Below are 19,106 nucleotides of genomic sequence, written 5' to 3'. Positions count from 1 at the left end.
CTTATTTACTTTCTAATACTAATACCCAATCATTTCCATCTTTAGGCTCAAGTGGAGCATCAAACGTTTTAATTCCTGAGTTTTCTATATCTCCAATTGCTTGATAGTTACCAGTACGAGGGTCAAACCATTGAGCTTTTACTGTTTTTCCTGCAATTTTACCCATATTCACTTTGAAAGTACGTCCTGTATAAGTGTACAAAAACGCATAGTTTTTGCCATGAGTGGCTACTACATACTCATATTTTTGTCCATTATCTATTACCAAACTTTGATCTGGTATTCTTTCAAAAAATGGCTTAGATAGTAACAAAGCCTTCAAGTGTTTCATCTGAAAAGAACCAGGTTTTGCCATTCCCTCATACCAATATTCTTGAGGACCGAATGAAGTATCATTGTATTTGGGACGGTGCATTTGCATGACCGAATTTTGTCCATAAGTATAACCAAAAGCCCCTGCAAAAACAGACCAATATCCATAACGACGCACATCTGCATCTGTCCAGCGTGGTTGGTTTACGTCATGCAAGCCGTAAGGGATACCTTCATAAGAAGGCTCACCGTCGATAACGGGTTTGGTTGGTTTGAGTTGATAGTCCGCTTGGATATAGCGCCAATTGTCTTCGCCATAATGCCACTTTTCTTTAGCCGAAGTATCCTGTGCATACGTGCGGTGACCAGATTGCACCATGTTGAAATCCAACCATGTATCCTTATGAAACCATTCTGAAGACGAAGTACGTCCACGTGGATGATAGGTAATCAAATGATTTTTATCGATGGCACGAATGGTTTTCCCGAAAACATCCCATACTTTTTTACCGGTACTACCTTGAATATCGCCACCGTTTAACCAAATGATATTAGAATATTTTTTGTAACGATTGGCTAAAAATGTTGCATAGATATTGGCACGTTCTGGCGTTACTTTTTTGTCTTTCACATTGCCTCCCCATAAAGGCACAAAGCCAATATAAATGCCCTTTTTCTCGGCGGTACGAATCACAAAGTCTACATGATCCCAAAAGTCGTAAGCTTCATTATCAGCTACATCCAAACCTTTGGTTACTTTGGGCTTGGCAATATTGCCTCCCACTAAAGCCGAATCACCATATATGTTGACCACATTGAGCGTGTGTAATCCCATTGCTTGAATCACATTGAATCCCTTTTGGCGACGATCTTCCAAGTAAGTTTCTACTTCTTCACGAGTAAGTTTTGAAAACAATAGCCATCCCGTATCGCCAAGCCAAAAGAACGGTTTCCCATCTTTGGTAGAAAGATATCTTTTGTTATCAGAGACTTTTAAAGCGGGCACTTGTGCCTTAGTGATATTTCCTGTGATGAGAAGTAAGCCTATTAGAAAGGCTAAAAATCCTTTTTTCATGGATGTCAGATTGTTTTAATTAGGTTTATGTGGCAACATTCTTGTGGACTATGAGAGTTTTTCAGGTTAAAACCTTATTTTCTCTTTATCCAAATCGCTATACTACCATTGGTGGGATTTTTTAGTTGATAGCTTTTCCCGCCCTCTAAGATTTCAGTATTAGATAAGAAATTGCCATCTTTAGGAGAAAGGAATTTTACTTCAAATGTTCCTTTTTCTTTACTTAAATCTGCGGTAATTTCTGTTGAACTTTCACTGTAAATAAAATATCCTTGTCCTAGTTGACCCAAAACCCATTGCGTAGTTGCTTGGCTCGTCCACTGAATCGGTTGCATACCAATGAGTTGAGCGGAAATCTCTTGAGGTAAATCAAAGCTCAGGCTAGGAATAGAGCCTCCTGCCATTAAAGCTGCCCAGCCATTTGCATCAAAACTATCGCCATTATAAACTACTGCTTTTGTAGGGTACTTCATGCGATATTCGTTCACGGCACGATATACCTGCTCGGACGAAGAACGTTTGGGGTTCAACAAACGAGCATGTTGGCGTGGAGCTAAGTTTTGTCCACCTTTAGGTTCATACGTTTGTCCGTTGAATTGATAATGCCAATAACGAATATCTATGATGTCGACCACCGCCGAACGTTTTTTGTCTGCTAATATCGCATCTTGAACGTCTTTGGTTGTGCTTAATGCCACCAAGACATCTTTGTGTTTTTCCTTTTGCCATTCATCAATGACATCCAACCAAAATTCAACAAAATGTAGTGGACCTGTGTATTCGGCACTAATCAATTGTACGACTCCTGTATTTCCAGCAAAATTATCTAGACATTGACGGATATAGGCACGATGTAATTTTCTGCGAACAGGATGGTTAATATCATAAAACTGTTCAGCCATAAAAATACGCTTATCGCCAGCATAAGGCACTGGTTCAGGGAATCCAGTTTGATTGATATTATTGGCTGGACGCCACGGAAAATCAGCATAATGAGCGCCTGCTTCTATGATATTATGTTGAAAATAATTTTGATGAAAAAGTACCAGAGATTTCTGGTCAGCCAAATCAGCAAACTGTTTCAAGCGACTCCAATACCATAGGTTGTATTGTGTTAAATCATATTTACTCAAACCATCCCACGCAGTTTCTTTGCCGCTTCTGGCAAATGGTAATTCATAGAATGGAGGCCAAACTTCGCCATCCATACGACGAATACGCTCATGGTCGTCACGACGACGCTCGTACCAAAGCCCATAATTATGATCCATCACTTTTACATGGCTTTCTTGCATCCAATCGCTTAATTCAACTAAATCGTCAGTTAGTCCTTTACCCGTTTGTCCAGGGACAAATCGAGTAATATGTGGTTTGCTAGTCGCTAATCCATGCGGTCGGGATACACCTGACCACCAAGGAACTTCTTGTCTTTTGCCTGTTTGTAAAGATTTTCCACGAACTAACCAACCATTTTGCACTTGCAAATCAGGCGCTTTATTTGGGGTAATAATTTTAGGAATACCGATTTGCTCTATACTTTGAAGTTTTTCTACTATGTTTAGAGATAATCTCTGGGAAGCCTTTTCGATAAACTCCTTTAGTGTTCTGGCAGGTTCAACAGAAGCTTTGGTCAATGCCATAGCTACTTCTACTTTTGGACTACTTGATGCCTCTGTTTCTGTTGGCATCAAGAAAGTTCTTGCTTGAACTTCTGTGCCTAAGCGATTTTGAAGTTGTGCATAAAACAAACTTCTTGGTTTGATATGCTCGTTGGACATATCCCAATAGCCGTCTCCATCGAATTGAGCCCAAGTACCCAATGCCCAGTTTTGTGCGGTAGGTGGTTTTTGACATTCGACACGAGAGGCAGAACATTGCCAAAAAACACTATTGGCAGCCGACCAACCAGCTCCTTGTCCATCCTGACCCAAATTTGAAAAGCGTAGTGCATTACCATCCACATTGACAATATCAAATAAAACACCCGAAGCCCAAGAATCTACTGTACCACTAAAACTATACGGGAGTTTGGATTCACATTGTACAAAAGCGTTTGGACCAGCGGCGCAATAGCCTACCGCAAAATCGTGATAGCCCTCTTCGGCATAAATTCTTTGAAAAAGCGTTTGTTGACCATTGGTAAAAAACGTATAGCGTCGTTGTCCGCCGATTTCAGAAATAGGCTGGGTAGAAATACAATCTTCGACGGTCACACAGCGAGCGGAAGCTTGTACATATACGGCAGAACCTGCAAAATGTTTGAAATCAACCTGACGAACCCATGCGTCACTTACGTTTTCTAATCCAATTGCCATCCAACGATGGTTTTCGTCTTTGGGATTTTTGGTATCATAAGACGATTCTAGCGAAAGGTTTTCGATACCTATTTGATTGATACGTCCATTCCATTGAAATTTAGTCACTGTTCCCGCTCCATAAGTTGAATCAAGCGCTGTAGTCAAAGGAATATCTAAACAAATCCCTTTTGCTGTAATTTGAGTAATCGTTCTTTCCCAAGTAATATCTCTTTGATTGGGTTTCCAGCCAAGAGCAGTAACTCCCCCACCAAAATGGTCAGTTTTCAAAGTTTGAATCCATTCTTTGGTAGAAGGACGTTGTATCAAAATACGCTCACCGACTTTATATTTCTCAGGAGTATTTACACTTATACAAGCTTGTCCAACAGGGATATAAGTGTCCAATATTTTTTCTGAACTCTCAATTTTCTTATCATCTTTTCCTCGAATACTAATCAACGTCTCTCTCGAAATACCTATTCCTTTTAGAATGGTTTGTCCACGACCAGCACCGCGAATCACAATGCCTGAAGCTTTGATAAGCAGATTTCCTTTTATTTCGAAAATACCTTTTCCTAATACGACTGCACCTCTAAAGCCTTTAGCATCTACTGGTAATCCTGCCACATAGTCGATGGCAGCCTGAATACGAGTCGTTGCATCCCCATTTGCTGCCTCTACTTTCACTTTTCCTGCTATAAATGGAATTACTTCTTCGCTTGCTTTGTAGCCACAAAAAGAAAAATCAGGAATTCTATCTCCTTTACTTTCAGGGGTATATGCCAGCTTTCCTGCATCATCCAGATATACAGGAGGTTTGGGTGGAGCAACTTTTGGCTTTTGCCCTAATACTGAAAAAACACTCAGACCCAAGGAAAGAGATAAGATTATGGAGAAACGAGACATCATGTTTAATGGCGAGTGATGAATTTTGAATTGTGAATTAGTGGCTTAAAACAAATTGAAGTGGTGTTTCAAAAATTAATGATGAGTTGTGAATGATAAATTGCCATAATTCACAACTCATCATTCACAATTCACAATTAAAAAAACTATGGTTTCACGTTTTTCACGCTCACAACACTGTTCAAATACTCTTCGATGTTGGTATAGCCATCTTTGTTGCGGTCTTTGCTGGCGTCGTTGGCATCTTTAGGGTTCAAGCCATTTTTGATTTCCCAAGCGTCAGGCATACCGTCATTATCAGAATCTTTGTAAGGAGTACCCTTGTAATCTGGATAACCACCTACTTGGCTAATATCTGTGATGATACCATTTTTGTAAGAATCAATTGGCAAACGACGGTGTTTGAATTGCGTTTCTGGCAATTTTACATTTGCTAAAGCATTGATTTTACCTGTTCTTACTTGTTCGATTACACGTGCATCAACAGCATCACGCTTTGGAAGCGTTGCACCTGCATTGGCTAAGACATAATCATGAGCAGTTTTGGTTGGCAAAATCGTCAATTTTGGCATTGGCAAAGGTTTATTCCAACGAATAGAATCTGTGTATTTACCTGCATTTGGTAAATCTTCTACTTGTACCCCACCATCCCAGTTATTTTTAGTTACTCGCTCATTACCTTCCATGATGTTGCCATCTACATACGCACGACCAAACGTAAGGTATTTCAACTTACTTCTACCCGATTCTGGTTTTAAGATACGATGTCCGATTTGCGTATTTTTAGGTGTTTCAGGACCAGGTTTGAAATAGTTGTTGATAATATTGTACATAGCACGGTAGTCACCACCATCTATCGAACGGTGTACCCAGTTGAATACTACGTTGTTAACAAAATTGAAAATACCAAACCAGCCAATAGAAGGGTTACGTCCTGCATTATCTGCCCAAAGGTTACGCATGAAAGTACAGTTTTCGCCACCAAGAGTACTACCAAAAGCATGGTTCCAAGTATCTAGTGCTTCAGAGAAAATAGAGTTTTGGATTGTGATATTTACTGTAGGTAATTTATCTTCAATTTTACCTGTGCTATCATTATACATGTGACGGTACATCGACATATTTTCGTCCAATCCCCAACTTGCAGATACGTGGTCAATCATAATGTTACCAATCGGGTTACCTCCGATAGAGTCATCACGACGACCCACATTAGTTTCGCCACGACGGAAACGCATATAACGAATCACTACATCGTGTGTATTAATCCAAACCGACTCGCCTGCTACACAAACCCCATCACCGGGAGCAGTTTGACCTGCAATCGTGATATAAGGAGCACGGATAATCAAAGGTCTTTTCAAACGAATGATACCCGAAACGTTGAAAACAATCATTCTAGCACCACCCTGCTCACAAGCCCAACGCAATGAACCAACACCGTCATCTTCAAGACTTGTCACTACATATACTTTTCCGCCACGACCACCAAATGAATAAGCACCACCACCTTCAGCGCCAGGAAAGGCAGGAATATCAGCTTGTGGTAAGTCGATCGGACGTGCAGCCCAAGGAATATATGGTTTACCAGCTTTTGCCTCTTTCTGAATAATAGGCAATGCTTTTTGCCAAGCAATATCAGACAAACGTGTTGTCTCTTTCATCAACTCATCACTCTCCTTTTTAATATCGTCAGGAATCGATGGATATTGAGCCATCGATATTTCTTGTTGTAATACCACAAGACCTAGCGCAATTAGTGCGTTTAACAGCAGTTTTTTCATGTATCAGTTTTTATTATGCTTATTGTTGGTAGATTTTGGTTGTTTCATTTCAAGAAATAAGTACCTCCCAAAACCTGAGGTCTTTCTTTAGTCCTTCTCTAACTAAATAAAACCCTACTCGATGAGCCAAAATTACAAGGATTCCCTAGGGTCATGATATACAATTTTCTCAATAAATTATAGGATTTTATCTTTGTACTATTTCAAGAATGTTTATGCAGATTTAAACCTAAGTTTATACAATAATTTGAATACTTTTTACGCTATATCCAAATTTATATTGTATCATTTTGACAGCGACTATTACCCTACAGACCCTCACAGACTCATTTGAAGGATTTCTGATGAAAAGTTATTTATATGAATTTTAAGAAAAAACTAGGAATAAATCGGCAATGTAATACTGTTTTGGTTCAATTTTATTAAGTAGTAGCTACATTCAAAGAATCTGCAATTCAAACTAGAAATTCATTAGCTAAGATAAAAACCTATAAAAATAGCCTATTGCCTCTATTAAAGAAATAACTAACGAAAGCTCAATATTTGTCGATATATACCCAGATAAAATGGTATAAAAGTTGGGAAAAATGGTACATAAAAATGGAGATATATGCCAATACCTTTGTATTGGATAGTAATATCCTATAAGGAATCCCCATTTTAATTCAGCAAATTGACTGACATGTACAAAATTTTTTCTGTTTGCTTTTTCATAGTTAACCTCTATGCAAACTGTTTTTCTCAAAATACAGGTCGAACTGTTTTTAACTTTAACGATAACTGGAAGTTTGCACAGGCTGACTTAAAAGGTGCTCAAAGCACTTCTTTCGATGACCGAACATGGAGAGTATTACAGCTACCACACGATTGGAGTATTGAAGGTCCTTTTGGGGCTAATCATCTAACGACTAATCAAGGAGGAGCATTACCCACTGGTATCGGTTGGTATCGTAAAACTTTTAATCTTCCACCGACTGCCAAAGACAAAAAAGTATATATAGAATTTGATGGTATTTATAGAAATAGCCAAGTATGGATTAATGGGCATTATTTAGGCAAAAGACCATTTGGCTATAATGCTTTTCGATATGAGTTAACGCCCTTTTTATTGACGAAGAATAATATCATTGCAGTAAAAGTAGATAATAGCGAACAGCCTAATACTCGTTGGTATTCAGGATCAGGCATTTATCGAAATGTTAGATTGGTCGTCACAGGGGCGGTGGCGATAGATTATCATGGTGTTTTTGTGAGTACGCCCAAGGTGACAGAAAACTTGGCAGAAGTAAAAGTACAGACGACGCTTCGTAATACAACAAATCAACAATCTGATTTGGCTATTCGTCAGAGTATTGTTGATAATACTGGAAAAATACTAGTGTCGAAACAAGAAAGTTTTTCTCTTTTAAAAGATTCATTACAAAATTTTACTCAAAATCTGACCTTACAGCAACCACAACTTTGGACGCTTGATAGACCTTATCTATACCAAGTAAAAACAGAAATTCTTCAAAAAAATCAAGTTATTGACACACAGCTTAGTCCCTTGGGAATACGAACATTTAAGTTTGATCAAGCTACAGGATTTTACTTAAATGGAGTTCCTACCAAAATACTAGGCGTTTGCCAGCATCACGATTTGGGTGCTTTGGGTGCGGCTGTCAATGTGCGTGCAATGGAGCGTCAGCTTGAAATTCTAAAAGCGATGGGCTGTAATGGCATTCGTATGTCCCATAACCCTCCAGCGTCTGAACTTTTAGATTTATGTGATAGAATGGGCTTTATTGTGATGGATGAGGCTTTTGACATGTGGAAAAAGAAGAAATCTAAAAAAGATTACGGACAATATTTTGAAGAATGGCACGCTCGTGATTTGGAAGCCATGGTTAAACGTGACCGTAATCACCCTTCGATTTTTGTATGGAGTATTGGCAACGAAATTAGAGAACAGTTTGATAGCACTGGCAGAACTTACGCAAAGGAATTAGCAGGAATTGTTAAAAAATTTGATACCACCAGACCCATTACTTCAGCGCTTACCGAAAATGAACCCGATAAGAACCATATTTTCCAATCAGGAGCTTTGGATGTTCTTGGTTTTAATTATAAACATGAAGCCTATTCGGAATTTCCGAAACGTTTTCCGAACCACAGCATCATCGCTACCGAAACGGCATCGGCATTAGAAACCAGAGGACAATACGATACACCAAAAGCCGCAGTTCAACTTTGGCCAAAAGATAGTAAAAGTCCATTGGTAGAAGGTAATGCCGATTGGACAGCCCCAGCCTATGACTTTGCGGCAGCCTATTGGGGCACGACTCACGAGGAGTCTTGGAAGGCCGTAAAAAATGCGCCTCACGTAGCAGGTTTATATGTGTGGACAGGATTTGACTATCTCGGCGAACCACATCCTTATGGCTATCCAGCCCGAAGTTCATACTTCGGTATTATCGATTTGGCGGGTTTTCCGAAGGACGTGTATTATATGTACCAAAGCGAGTGGACTCAAAAGCCTGTGCTTCATCTTTTGCCGCATTGGAATTGGAAGGCTGGACAAACTGTAGAAGTATGGACGTATTACAACCAAGCAGATGAGGTTGAGTTATTTGTGAATAATAAATCGCAAGGAATCCGTAAAAAAGGGAAAGATGAGTTTCATGTTTCATGGAAAGTACCTTTTGAAGAAGGCGTACTGAAAATTATTTCTAGAAAAGCGGGTAAGGAAGTTCTTAGTAAAGAAGTATTTACAGCAGGAAAAGCACAAAAAATTCGTTTGATAGCTGACCGAAAAGCTATTTCAGCAGACGGTTTAGACTTATCTTTTGTAACCGTAGAAATCACTGATGAAAAAGGAAATATCGTACCAGATGCCAATCATTTAGTACAATTTTCTGTAGAAGGAAAAGGCAATTTGGTCGGCGTAGACAATGGTTATCAAGCAAGTCTTGAATCATTTAAAGCTCCTTATCGCAGTGCGTACCATGGTAAATGTTTGGCTATACTTCAAGCTACTAAGGAAGTAGGCAAAATCAAATTGAAAGCCAGTGCAGAAGGTTTGGAGTCTTCTGAAATTGAGATTGTTACCAAATAAAATGCTTTAGGCATTAGGCTTAAAGCGGGTAAAACGAATTCAATTTTGCCCACTAACCTTTAGATTATCATCAAAAAATATATGTTTAAAAGGCTTATTCTGATAGTATTAGGTTTTGTTTTTTTCAAAACTACGGCACAAAGCTCTTATCAAGTCATTCCTTCACAAAATGCCAAACCATGGGTATTTTGGTATTGGATGCAAGGTGGCGTTTCGAAAGCTGGTATAACCGCCGATCTTGAAGCAATGAAGGAGGTTGGTATTGGCGGAGCCTATCTCATGCCCATCAAAGGTCCTGCGAATCCACCTGTATATACACCTGCGGTACAACAGCTCACGCCTGAGTGGTGGGAAATGGTTCGTTTTTCGATGTCCGAAGCCAAGCGATTAGGCTTGCAAATGGGTATGCACGTTAGCGATGGATTTGCTTTGGCAGGTGGTCCGTGGATTCGTCCTGAGCAATCTATGCAAAAAGTGGTATCTGCCTCTGTGCATGTATCAGGGGGAAAAATAATTCAACAAAAATTGCCTTTACCTCCTACTAAGGAAAACTATTATGAAGATATTGCTGTGTTGGCGTATCCACGTTTGGCAGAAGATACACTTTCTACATTATCTGTTAAGCCCTCAATAACAAGTAGTTTGCCCAATATTTCTGGACAGCAATTAATTAAAGTTGGCAATAAAGAGAGTTTTAAAACAGATACAAAAGCGTGGTTTCAATATGCCTTTGACAAGCCTTTCACTTGTCGCTCTATCTATATTCGAACAGGTGGTAATACTTATCAGGCGCATCGTTTGGCTGTTGAGGTAAGCAATGATGGGATTAATTTTAGAAAAGTTACCCAATTAGAGCCCCCTCGACATGGATGGCAAGATACCGACACGGATGTAACACATGCGATACCCACTACCACAGCAAAATATTTTCGTTTTGTTTATGATAAAAATGGCTCAGAACCTGGCGCAGAAGACTTGGATGCTGCCAAATGGAAACCTTCTTTGAAATTATTGGAACTTCAACTTTTTGCCAAACCTCAAATTCATCAATACGAAAGTAAAACAGGTGAAATTTGGCGAATGAGTAAACAAAGTTCCTCTGAACAGTTGGCTGATAATCTGTGTGTTCCGAGTAATAAGATTATTGATATCAGTCGCTTTGTTGATAAGGATGGAAATCTTACGTGGAAGGCACCCAAAGGTCTTTGGACGATTGTAAGAATTGGACATACTTCTACGGGACATACCAATGCAACTGCTGGGGCGGGAAAGGGACTTGAATGTGATAAATTCAGTGAAGAAGCCGTAAAAATACAGTTTGATAACTGGTTTGGAGAAGCTCAAAAGCAAATTGGACCAGTGTTGAGCAAGGAGGTTTTACGATATTTCCACGTAGATAGTTGGGAATGCGGGAGTCAAAATTGGTCAAAGAATTTTGCTCAAGAATTTTCAAAGCGTCGTGACTATTCTTTAATGCCTTATTTGTTGGTTTATACTGGAACTCCCGTACAAAGTCGTCGTGTATCCGAACAAGTTTTATTTGACATTCGTCAAACGATTGTGGATTTGGTTTTGGAAAAATTTTATGGAACCTTACGCAAAATCACTACCGAAAAAGGCTTGATTTTCACCGCAGAAAGTATTGCACCAACCATGATGAGCGACGGACTGGTACATTACAAGTTGGTAGATATTCCGATGGGCGAATTTTGGCTCAATAGTCCCACTCACGATAAGCCCAACGATATGTTGGATGCTATTTCAGCAGCCCATATTTACGGAAAAAACATCATTCAGGCAGAGGGTTTTACGACAGTTCGTATGGCTTGGAATGAACACCCTGCCATGTTAAAAACACTACAGGATAGAAATTATGCGCTAGGAATCAACAAATTAGTGTATCATGTCTTTTCTCATAATCCATGGATTGACAAACAGCCAGGGATGACTTTAGATGGTGTTGGCTTGTATTTTCAACGAAATCAAACATGGTGGAAGCCCGCAAAAGCTTGGGTAGATTATGCTACTCGTTGTCAGGAATTATTGCAACAAGGTAAACCCGTAGCAGATATAGCCGTATTTACTAGTGATGATTTACCAAGACGCTCAGTATTACCAGATAGATTAGTGGGTACTTTGACTGGCTTATTCGGTTCGGAAAAAGTAGCTCAAGAACAAAAGCGTCTTGCCAATGAAGGTCAACCTATGCGTCAGATGCCTGCGGGAGTGGGTAATTCTGCTAATATGGCCGATGCCGATCAGTGGGTCAATCCACTGCGAGGGTATGCTTACGACTCATTTAGCCCTGATGCTTTAAAAAGTGCCAAAGTAATCAATGGAAAAGTGAGTTTCTCTGATGGGAATAGCTATGCATTATTGGTATTGCCAAGAGCGTTAAAATTGAGTCCAAATACGAATGCTACTTCAGAGGCTACTTTACAAAAATTGCTTCAATTGATTCAAGCAGGAGCAAATGTAGTAATCAGCGAAAGACCAGCAGTGAGTTTGAGTAAAAGTAATTCTCCCAATTTACCTTCATTAATCGAACAGATTTGGGGAGGCAACTTTCAAGAAAATGATGGTTTTCAGGTAAAAAAACTAGGAAAAGGTAAAGTCATTCTGTCACCTATAATTCCAGAAGATTTGCAAGGATTAGATATCAAACGAGATGTAGAAGTAGTGGAATCTTCAGGGAAATATGCGACAGATATTGCTTGGACACATCGCAAAGAGGTTGATAAAGAAATCTATTTCATTGCCAATCAGTACAATACAGCAAGAACGCTGACTTATCACTTGCGTATGGAAATGCCATTTGTTCAAAGCTATAATCCTGTGACAGATACTTGGAATACTTTAGAAGCGAAAAAGCGAAATGGAATTAGCACCTTGACTTTTACCTTACCTGCCAATGGTTCTGTTTTTATGATTGGTAGCAAAAAATTACTGACAACAACAAAACCTGTTGGAGATGTACAAAAAATACAAATTCTTGAAGGTTCGTGGCAGGTAAATTTTGAAAAAGAAAAAGGAGGTCCTAGTACGACTCAGCTATTTAATACGTTGACAGATTGGAGTGTAAGTAGCGATTCACTTATTAAATATTACTCAGGGACAGCCACTTATACCAAAAGCTTTGATTGGGATGGAAACAATTCTGCCTCCTATTGGTTAGATTTAGGTGAGGTTGCTAATATTGCTTCTGTAAAACTCAACGGAAAAGATTGTGGAGTCGCTTGGACAGCACCATTTAGAGTTGATATATCGAAGGCATTGGTGAAGGGGAAAAATACTGTCGAAATTGAGGTAAGTAATACGTGGCATAACCGACTGATTGGCGATAATCGTTTACCACAAAATCAGCGTGTAACTTTTACCACGGCGCCATTCAGATTAGAGGGTAGACCTTTAGAAAAAGCTGGACTTCTAGGTCCTGTTGTTATTCTTTCAGAAAAGTAAAAGAGATTCAAATAGACAAAAAATTCATTAAATTAATTTGGGGATAGTTAGATTTAGGCGTTGCATTGCAACGCCTAAAATTTTGCTATCTAGTTGATGGGGAAATACTTTTCTAACCATACTTTAGCAAGTTCAACATCATTGTATGTCAAATTATGGCTAGTTGGCAAAGCATGATGTTCCACTTCAAAGCCTTGTTCTTTTAAGATTTCCAGATAAGTTGTGGTATCCTTGGGCGGAACAGTTGGGTCGTTTTTCCCATTCGAGAAAAATACTGGGACTTGCTGTGCTTTTTCTCTTAACTCTGGTGCTTGAAAAGGCAACATAGGTCTAAACAAGATAGCTCCAGCCAAAAAGTTTGGATATTTTAGGAGTGTTGCTCCTGCAATATTGGCACCATTTGAATAGCCTAAAGCGACAATCTTGGCATTTTCTAAATGGTTTTCTTGCAAGACTTTTTCTATAAACACCTTCATTTCGTCACTACGAAAAGCCAAATCTTTTTCATCAAAAACGCCCATTCTGATTCTTCTGAAAAAGCGAGGCATACCACCTTCATTTACATTTCCTCTTAAACTCAATAAGTGGAAATTTGTGGTTATATCTTTTGCTAAAGGTATTAAGTCTTGTTCGTCGCCACCCGTTCCGTGCAAGAGGACAAGCACGGGAGCATTAGTTTTTTTTGACAACTCAAGAATATATTTTAATGGTTGAAAGTCCATGGTAAATCGTGTTTAAATGTTAGAATAAACTATGGGCTTTTCTGCAAAACCCTTTGCTCAAAAGCCCATAGTCCAAATCCTTACGCTAATACTGGCAAGGCTTTTTCGATACGTTCACGTTGAGCTTCATATCTTGAAGGCAACATCAAATGCTGTCCTAATTCTGATTCATCTTCATCGATATCAAAACCTGGGTTATCAGTTGCTATTTCGAATAAAACACCTCCTGGTTCTCTGAAATACAAAGAGTGGAAATATTGGCGATCTATTTGCTCGGTGATATTCAAGCCTAAGGCTACGATTTTTTCACGCATTTTCATTAAATCAATATCGTTACTTACTCTGAAAGCTACGTGGTGGACGATACCGCCAGCCACTATACCTCTCGATTCGTTTGGTAATTCAACCAAGTCAACTTTAGAAGTCAAGCCATCTTTTGTCATGGTGTAACGTGTGCGATTACCTTCTTTTTTCTCCAATTCATAACCAAAAACATCTGCCAAAATAGAAGCGGTTGGCGCTATATTGTTGAGTGTAAGCGTTACAGCATAAATGCTATTAAGTGCATATTCAGGTTTTACACCATACACTTCTGGCAAAGTACCTTGAGGAATATCTGTTTCAATCAATTCTATTTTCAAACCATCTGGGTCAAGAAAAGCGATATATCTTTCACCGAATTTTACAGTAGGTTTGCTGTAAAAGACATTGTTGTCGTCCAATCTTTTTACCCAAAAATCTAAACTTCCTTTTGGTACAGAATAGCTTACTTCTGTCGCCATACCTGCTCCTTTAAGACCTCTTTTTACTCGATCTCCCCAAGGGAAGAATGTCAATACTGAGCCTAAATCTGCGTTAGCATTGGCAAAGTAAAAATGATAAGTATGAGGGTCATCGAAGTTGACAGTCTTTTTGATAAGACGTAATCCTAATACTTCTGTGTAAAAATGAAGATTGCGTTTTGCATCACCTGCGATAGCTGTTACATGGTGCATGCCTTTGATGTATGATTCCATAATGAATAAGTCGTTTAGTAATTGTTGTTGTTTGATGAGTCAAAATTACTAGCTTATTCAGGGCTGTGCATTGATGTATGATAAGTAATGAGAGAAGAGGGGAATCTTAAGAGTTTTGAGTTTGGAGTGATGAGTTTGGAGTTGTCCTTTATCCTTGCCTAAAATAGGTTGCCCTCAAAATTTAAGTTACAGAGGCAAAGTAAATGTCTACTGAAAATTATCGTAGACGATGAATTTGAATATGTTTTCACAACAGATTTTTATTATTATCAGTGATAAAAGCTCCGTAGGAGCGACAGTTTGGTAGAATAAATATGGAAATAAAATTTAGAGCGCCGTAGGTGCGAAAGATTTCAATATAATTGTTATTCTTTCGCACCTACGGCGCTCTTTTTCGTGGCTATAGAATACCTATTACTAGTTCAATGATTCATTTTCAAATCTTCAAATCACCAAATTTTCAAATTCCCTTAGTTGCCAATACTTTTCGGACACGGCTGAGGGACTCGGGTGTGATGCCTAAATAAGACGCAATCATCGTTTGTGGAATACGGTGAACGAGGTTAGGATACATTTTGATAAAATCCAAATAGCGAGTTTCGGCTTGTGCTGCTAGTAGTAGATTGATGCGCTTTTGCATAAATCTGATGGAATTGTGCAAAATCTTAGTTTGCCAAGGAGCAAACTCTGGAATCAAAATGGCAGCTTTATCATAGAATTTTCGAGAAATCTGTACCAAGTCTGTGTCTTCTAAGGTTTCTACATAGAATAGGGAAGGTTCACAAAAGTAAAAACTATTCTTATCGTTGACCCACCAATGTTCTGGCGCAAAAAAGATCGCATGCTCTTTGCCCTGATGGTCGATGGTATAAGCACGAATCAAGCCATTACAAACAAAAAATGTAGAATCATCAATGGTATCTTGCTCGATGAGAATCGTATTTTTCTTGACGTGTTTGATAGTCAATTCTGAAGAAAGCTGGTCGAATTGTTCATCGGTAATGGGAATATACTTTTGTAAGTATTCTTTAAATATATCTTTCATAAAAGTTTTGGATCAATATGGCTTGAAGAGATAAGTTAAGTAATATACAAAAATACATCTTAAAGATTTTTGAAATAAAAAAAGGCGGATAAATCCGCCTAAAAACGCATAAAAGAATTTTGTGGCTTACTTAAGCCAAGAATTATCGCACCAGAATTCCTATTTCAGAAAGCCATTTTTCACAGATTTCTGTCCATATTTCTGCCGAACCAGGGTTATTTCTTAGTGCAATGGCATGTGCGCCTTGTGGAAAAATATGTAATGCGCTACTAACCTTGTTTTCTAAAAGAGACTGATACAGCATCAAGCTATTATGTGCATCAACGGCGTTGTCATTAAAAGCACAAACAATGAAAGCTGGACAAGCCTTTGGCGTTACCTGATGCTGAATTGAGTATTGTTTTACTAATTCCTGCGAGGGATTTTCTCCTAAAAGGTTTTTTCTACTGCCTTTATGGGCATATTTATCCAAATCCACGACGGGTGAAACCAGAATCATAAAGTCGGGATGTGCTGAAAATTTGTCGAGCGAATCGCCAACCGAAGCAATATCTTTTGTACTTACTCCTGCCAGACTAGCCAAATGTCCTCCTGCCGACGAGCCCTGAATACCTACTTTATCGGGTTTGATTCCCCATTTGCTAGCGTTACTACGAATGTATTTGATGGCTCGCTGGGCATCTTGCAAAGGTCCAATCTCTCGGTTGATTAAATCGGGACTATTAGGTAAGCGGTAATTGAGCACAAAAGCCGAAACTCCCATGGTATTAAACCATTTTGCCAACTGAAACCCTGAGATAATATAAGCCAAACGCTCATATCCACCTCCGGGACAAATCACGACAGCGGCACCTTTATTTTCTTGGTTTGATGGAAAAAAGGCATATATCCCTGGAGTACCAACACGATATACCCGTTCATTAGCGATGCTGTCTTTGATACTTAAGCCTTTGGAATTGGGCATTTTACCTTTTTCCCATAAAGGAATAAACTCTTGAGCTAATAACGTTTGGTTTGATGCCCAACAGAGAAATAAACATAGTAGCGCTTTTGAGATTTTCATCAGAACAAAAATTAGAAATATTAAAGTACTTTTTTCAAGAAATCAGCCATATATTGAGCTGACTCGTCGGCCCAAGGATGAAATAACCAAAATGGATGTACCTTCACATTGAACTGATGAACTTCTTGGTAAATACCCCACTCTTTATACTGACCGATAAGCTCATCTTGCCCTGCATGAAAACGAGAATAGCCACTATTCAAGAACAACATCGGAACAGACTTTTCAGTAATCCAGTAAGCAGGTGATGCCTCTTTCCAAACTAAAGGTTTTTCTGAAAATACACCGCCCAGCCAAGCTGCGTCTGGAGAATCACTTTTGCGCTCAAGATTGAGGGACGATGGCGCCAAAAAATTAATTACACCATCAATATCTACGATTGCCTGAAGTTTGGTTGATACCCCTAAATGATTTCCCATTGTGCCTTCAAATCGAGGTACACCACCTGTCAACCCTACCAATGATGCCAAATGTCCACCAGCCGAACAACCTGAAATCGCCATTTTGGTAGTGTCAATATCAAATTCTTGCGCATGAGCTTTTACCCAACGAATAGCGGCTTTGATATTGTGGACAGCCGCAGGGTAAGGTGCTTCGAGCGATAATTGGTATTCAACAGGAATCGTCACAAATCCTTTATTGGCAATTAATTGTGCCAAAGGAACTTGCATCGATTTTTCTCCAGAACGCCATCCCCCACCATGAATCATCAATAGCGCAGGGTATTTTCCTTTCTTTTTGGGTCTAAAAATATCCAGATGTAAGTCTCTTGGACCAAAAGGAGTTTGTGGTAAATGTGCATAAATCAAGTCCCTTGCCTCAGTCACATTTGCTGGTGTTTGGTCGGGTACTGGAATTGCATAGGGGTAATCTCTCTTGATTTGGCTATGAACTTTCTTGACATTATAAGTAGTATCTCTTGGAATTGGCTTGTATTGTGCTATTGACATTTTACCAGAAAATACCAATAGAAATATGAGTAATAATTTGATTTTCATTGCATTATGTTTTATAGTCAATTCGTACTAACTTCTTTTATCGAACTCAATAGCTAATAGAATAAATGGACCAACAGCTTTAGGATCGTTGTCTCTTTTGGCTTCTTTACAGTAATATTCATAAGTTCCATCGCGATAGGGATTGCCTCCTAAACCAGCTCCTGCGCAAGTCTCGGCAATGGTAATTCCTCCATCGGGTTGTTCTTTAATAAAATGTTTCAGAATACCTTGGTAGCCTTTTTGAGCTGTGGTTAAATACTTTTTGTCAATCACTCCCAAACGTATTCCTTTCATGAGAGTATAGACAAACATCGTAGAAGCCGATGCTTCTACGTAATTGCCATCCTTTGCTCCTACGTCCATCACCTGATACCAAAGTCCCGTTGAAGTGTCTTGATATTTTTGTAAAGTCTTAGCTACTTGATGAGTTATGTCTAAAATAGCTTTATACTGAGGGTGGTTTTTGGGAAAAAACTCTAATGTATCTACCAAGGTCATGGCATACCATCCCATACCACGCCCCCATGTATGAGCAGATTTGCCTGTTTCTTTATCAGCCCATTTTTCTTGTTTACTTTCATCCCAACCATGGCTATACAAACCTGTGACTTGATTCTTATTGTGTTGATCAATCAGTAGAATTTGCTTGGCAACATCATCAAAAAGCGTAGGTTCTTGAAAAACTTTGGCATATTGAGCCAGAAAAGGTGTTGCCATATAAAGTCCATCAAGCCACATTTGATGTGGATAGTGTTTTTTGTGCCAAAAACCTCCTTCAGTGGTTCGAGGATGCGAACGCATTTGATCTCGTAAAGTGTCTAATGCTTTTTTATACTTCGCTTCCTTTGTCTTTTCATAAATGGCGAACAAGATTTTTCCTGAGTTTACAGCATCAATATTATACTTTTCTTTATCGTAAGTGGTAATAGTACCATCTGCTAAAATCAAATCATCAGCATATTTTTTGACATATTCATAGTACTTGGTATCGCCATTGTATTCCCAAAGTTTTTGTAGTGAAAGACAAACTAATCCTTGACAATAGCCCCAAAAAGGCTTTTTGGCAAAGTCTAACATCCAAGCCTCAGGATTTCGTTTTATATCAGAATCGGCCATTCGTACCGACCAACGTATTTTTGATTTATCGTTTGCCAAGGCTGGATACAAAAGCGATGTACCAGAATACGCCAAGGCCATCTGTAATAGTGTTCTTCGTTGCATAGTTGTTCAAGAGGGACAAAGGCAAAAGTTAAACAGGCACAAAGGGAGGAATTAATAAAAAACTGTCGCAACACTTTGTGCCTTTGCTCCTTTGTGCCTTGTTTCAAAGTTTAA

General features: G+C 39.0%; 11 protein-coding genes. 2 read left to right on the top strand and 9 right to left on the bottom strand.

Annotated elements, in window-relative coordinates; genetic code table 11:
* Position 1: 1 nt before the first annotated feature.
* The 3 genes from QM481_RS18235 to QM481_RS18225 all read right to left on the bottom strand — a co-directional run bounded on the left by QM481_RS18235 (position 2) and on the right by QM481_RS18225 (position 6,374).
* Complete coding sequence (locus QM481_RS18235) at positions 2 to 1,387, bottom strand: glycoside hydrolase family 140 protein (protein ID WP_283382793.1); 1,386 nt, start codon at positions 1,385 to 1,387, stop codon at positions 2 to 4.
* A gap of 74 nt (positions 1,388 to 1,461) precedes the next feature.
* Positions 1,462 to 4,593, bottom strand: coding sequence for a DUF6298 domain-containing protein (locus QM481_RS18230; protein ID WP_283382792.1), 3,132 nt, complete (start codon positions 4,591 to 4,593; stop codon positions 1,462 to 1,464).
* A gap of 143 nt (positions 4,594 to 4,736) precedes the next feature.
* Positions 4,737 to 6,374: a polysaccharide lyase domain-containing protein gene (locus tag QM481_RS18225; protein WP_283382791.1), complete on the bottom strand. Its 1,638-nt coding sequence runs from the start codon at positions 6,372 to 6,374 to the stop codon at positions 4,737 to 4,739.
* Positions 6,375 to 7,056: 682 nt separating this feature from the next.
* Here QM481_RS18225 and galB point away from each other — a divergent pair.
* On the top strand, positions 7,057 to 9,468 hold the full coding sequence (gene galB, locus QM481_RS18220; RefSeq protein ID WP_283382790.1) for a beta-galactosidase GalB: 2,412 nt from the start codon (positions 7,057 to 7,059) through the stop codon (positions 9,466 to 9,468).
* An 81-nt stretch (positions 9,469 to 9,549) separates the two neighbouring features.
* A complete protein-coding gene (locus QM481_RS18215; protein ID WP_283382789.1) occupies positions 9,550 to 12,927 on the top strand; it encodes a glycosyl hydrolase in 3,378 nt (1,125 codons plus the stop codon).
* Positions 12,928 to 13,016: 89 nt separating this feature from the next.
* Here the strand turns inward: QM481_RS18215 and QM481_RS18210 are convergent, their stop codons facing one another.
* The 6 genes from QM481_RS18210 to QM481_RS18185 form a co-directional block, all read right to left on the bottom strand.
* The gene (locus QM481_RS18210) at positions 13,017 to 13,649 is read right to left on the bottom strand and encodes an alpha/beta hydrolase (protein WP_283382788.1); all 633 of its coding nucleotides are present in this window, start codon (positions 13,647 to 13,649) and stop codon (positions 13,017 to 13,019) included.
* A gap of 80 nt (positions 13,650 to 13,729) precedes the next feature.
* Positions 13,730 to 14,665 carry a ring-cleaving dioxygenase gene (locus tag QM481_RS18205; protein WP_283382787.1) on the bottom strand — a complete coding sequence of 312 codons (936 nt, stop codon included), beginning with the start codon at positions 14,663 to 14,665 and terminating at the stop codon, positions 13,730 to 13,732.
* Positions 14,666 to 15,125: 460 nt separating this feature from the next.
* Positions 15,126 to 15,710, bottom strand: coding sequence for a Crp/Fnr family transcriptional regulator (locus tag QM481_RS18200; RefSeq protein ID WP_283370624.1), 585 nt, complete (start codon positions 15,708 to 15,710; stop codon positions 15,126 to 15,128).
* Positions 15,711 to 15,852: 142 nt separating this feature from the next.
* Positions 15,853 to 16,773, bottom strand: a complete 921-nt coding sequence (locus QM481_RS18195; RefSeq protein ID WP_283382786.1) for an alpha/beta hydrolase — start codon at positions 16,771 to 16,773, stop codon at positions 15,853 to 15,855.
* Positions 16,774 to 16,793: 20 nt separating this feature from the next.
* A complete protein-coding gene (locus QM481_RS18190; RefSeq protein WP_283382785.1) occupies positions 16,794 to 17,771 on the bottom strand; it encodes an alpha/beta hydrolase in 978 nt (325 codons plus the stop codon).
* A 27-nt stretch (positions 17,772 to 17,798) separates the two neighbouring features.
* Complete coding sequence (locus QM481_RS18185) at positions 17,799 to 18,992, bottom strand: glycoside hydrolase family 88/105 protein (protein ID WP_283382784.1); 1,194 nt, start codon at positions 18,990 to 18,992, stop codon at positions 17,799 to 17,801.
* Positions 18,993 to 19,106: the final 114 nt, after the last annotated feature.

This window comes from Flectobacillus rivi, assembly GCF_030056655.1.
GTDB lineage: Bacteria > Bacteroidota > Bacteroidia > Cytophagales > Spirosomataceae > Flectobacillus > Flectobacillus rivi.
The sequence above is the reverse complement of the archived record's forward strand: the minus strand, read 5'-3'. Positions and strand labels throughout refer to the sequence as shown.

Bases quoted from the DNA above. Each gene is read 5' to 3' on its own strand.
- QM481_RS18235 (WP_283382793.1), bottom strand. From the start codon at position 1,387: ATGAAAAAAGGATTTTTAGCCTTTCTAATAGGCTTACTTCTCATCACA.
- QM481_RS18230 (WP_283382792.1), bottom strand. From the start codon at position 4,593: ATGATGTCTCGTTTCTCCATAATCTTATCTCTTTCCTTGGGTCTGAGT.
- QM481_RS18200 (WP_283370624.1), bottom strand. From the start codon at position 15,710: ATGAAAGATATATTTAAAGAATACTTACAAAAGTATATTCCCATTACC.
- QM481_RS18185 (WP_283382784.1), bottom strand. From the start codon at position 18,992: ATGCAACGAAGAACACTATTACAGATGGCCTTGGCGTATTCTGGTACA.
- QM481_RS18190 (WP_283382785.1), bottom strand. From the start codon at position 17,771: ATGAAAATCAAATTATTACTCATATTTCTATTGGTATTTTCTGGTAAA.
- QM481_RS18225 (WP_283382791.1), bottom strand. From the start codon at position 6,374: ATGAAAAAACTGCTGTTAAACGCACTAATTGCGCTAGGTCTTGTGGTA.
- QM481_RS18210 (WP_283382788.1), bottom strand. From the start codon at position 13,649: ATGGACTTTCAACCATTAAAATATATTCTTGAGTTGTCAAAAAAAACT.
- QM481_RS18205 (WP_283382787.1), bottom strand. From the start codon at position 14,665: ATGGAATCATACATCAAAGGCATGCACCATGTAACAGCTATCGCAGGT.
- QM481_RS18215 (WP_283382789.1), top strand. From the start codon at position 9,550: ATGTTTAAAAGGCTTATTCTGATAGTATTAGGTTTTGTTTTTTTCAAA.
- QM481_RS18195 (WP_283382786.1), bottom strand. From the start codon at position 16,773: ATGAAAATCTCAAAAGCGCTACTATGTTTATTTCTCTGTTGGGCATCA.
- galB (WP_283382790.1), top strand. From the start codon at position 7,057: ATGTACAAAATTTTTTCTGTTTGCTTTTTCATAGTTAACCTCTATGCA.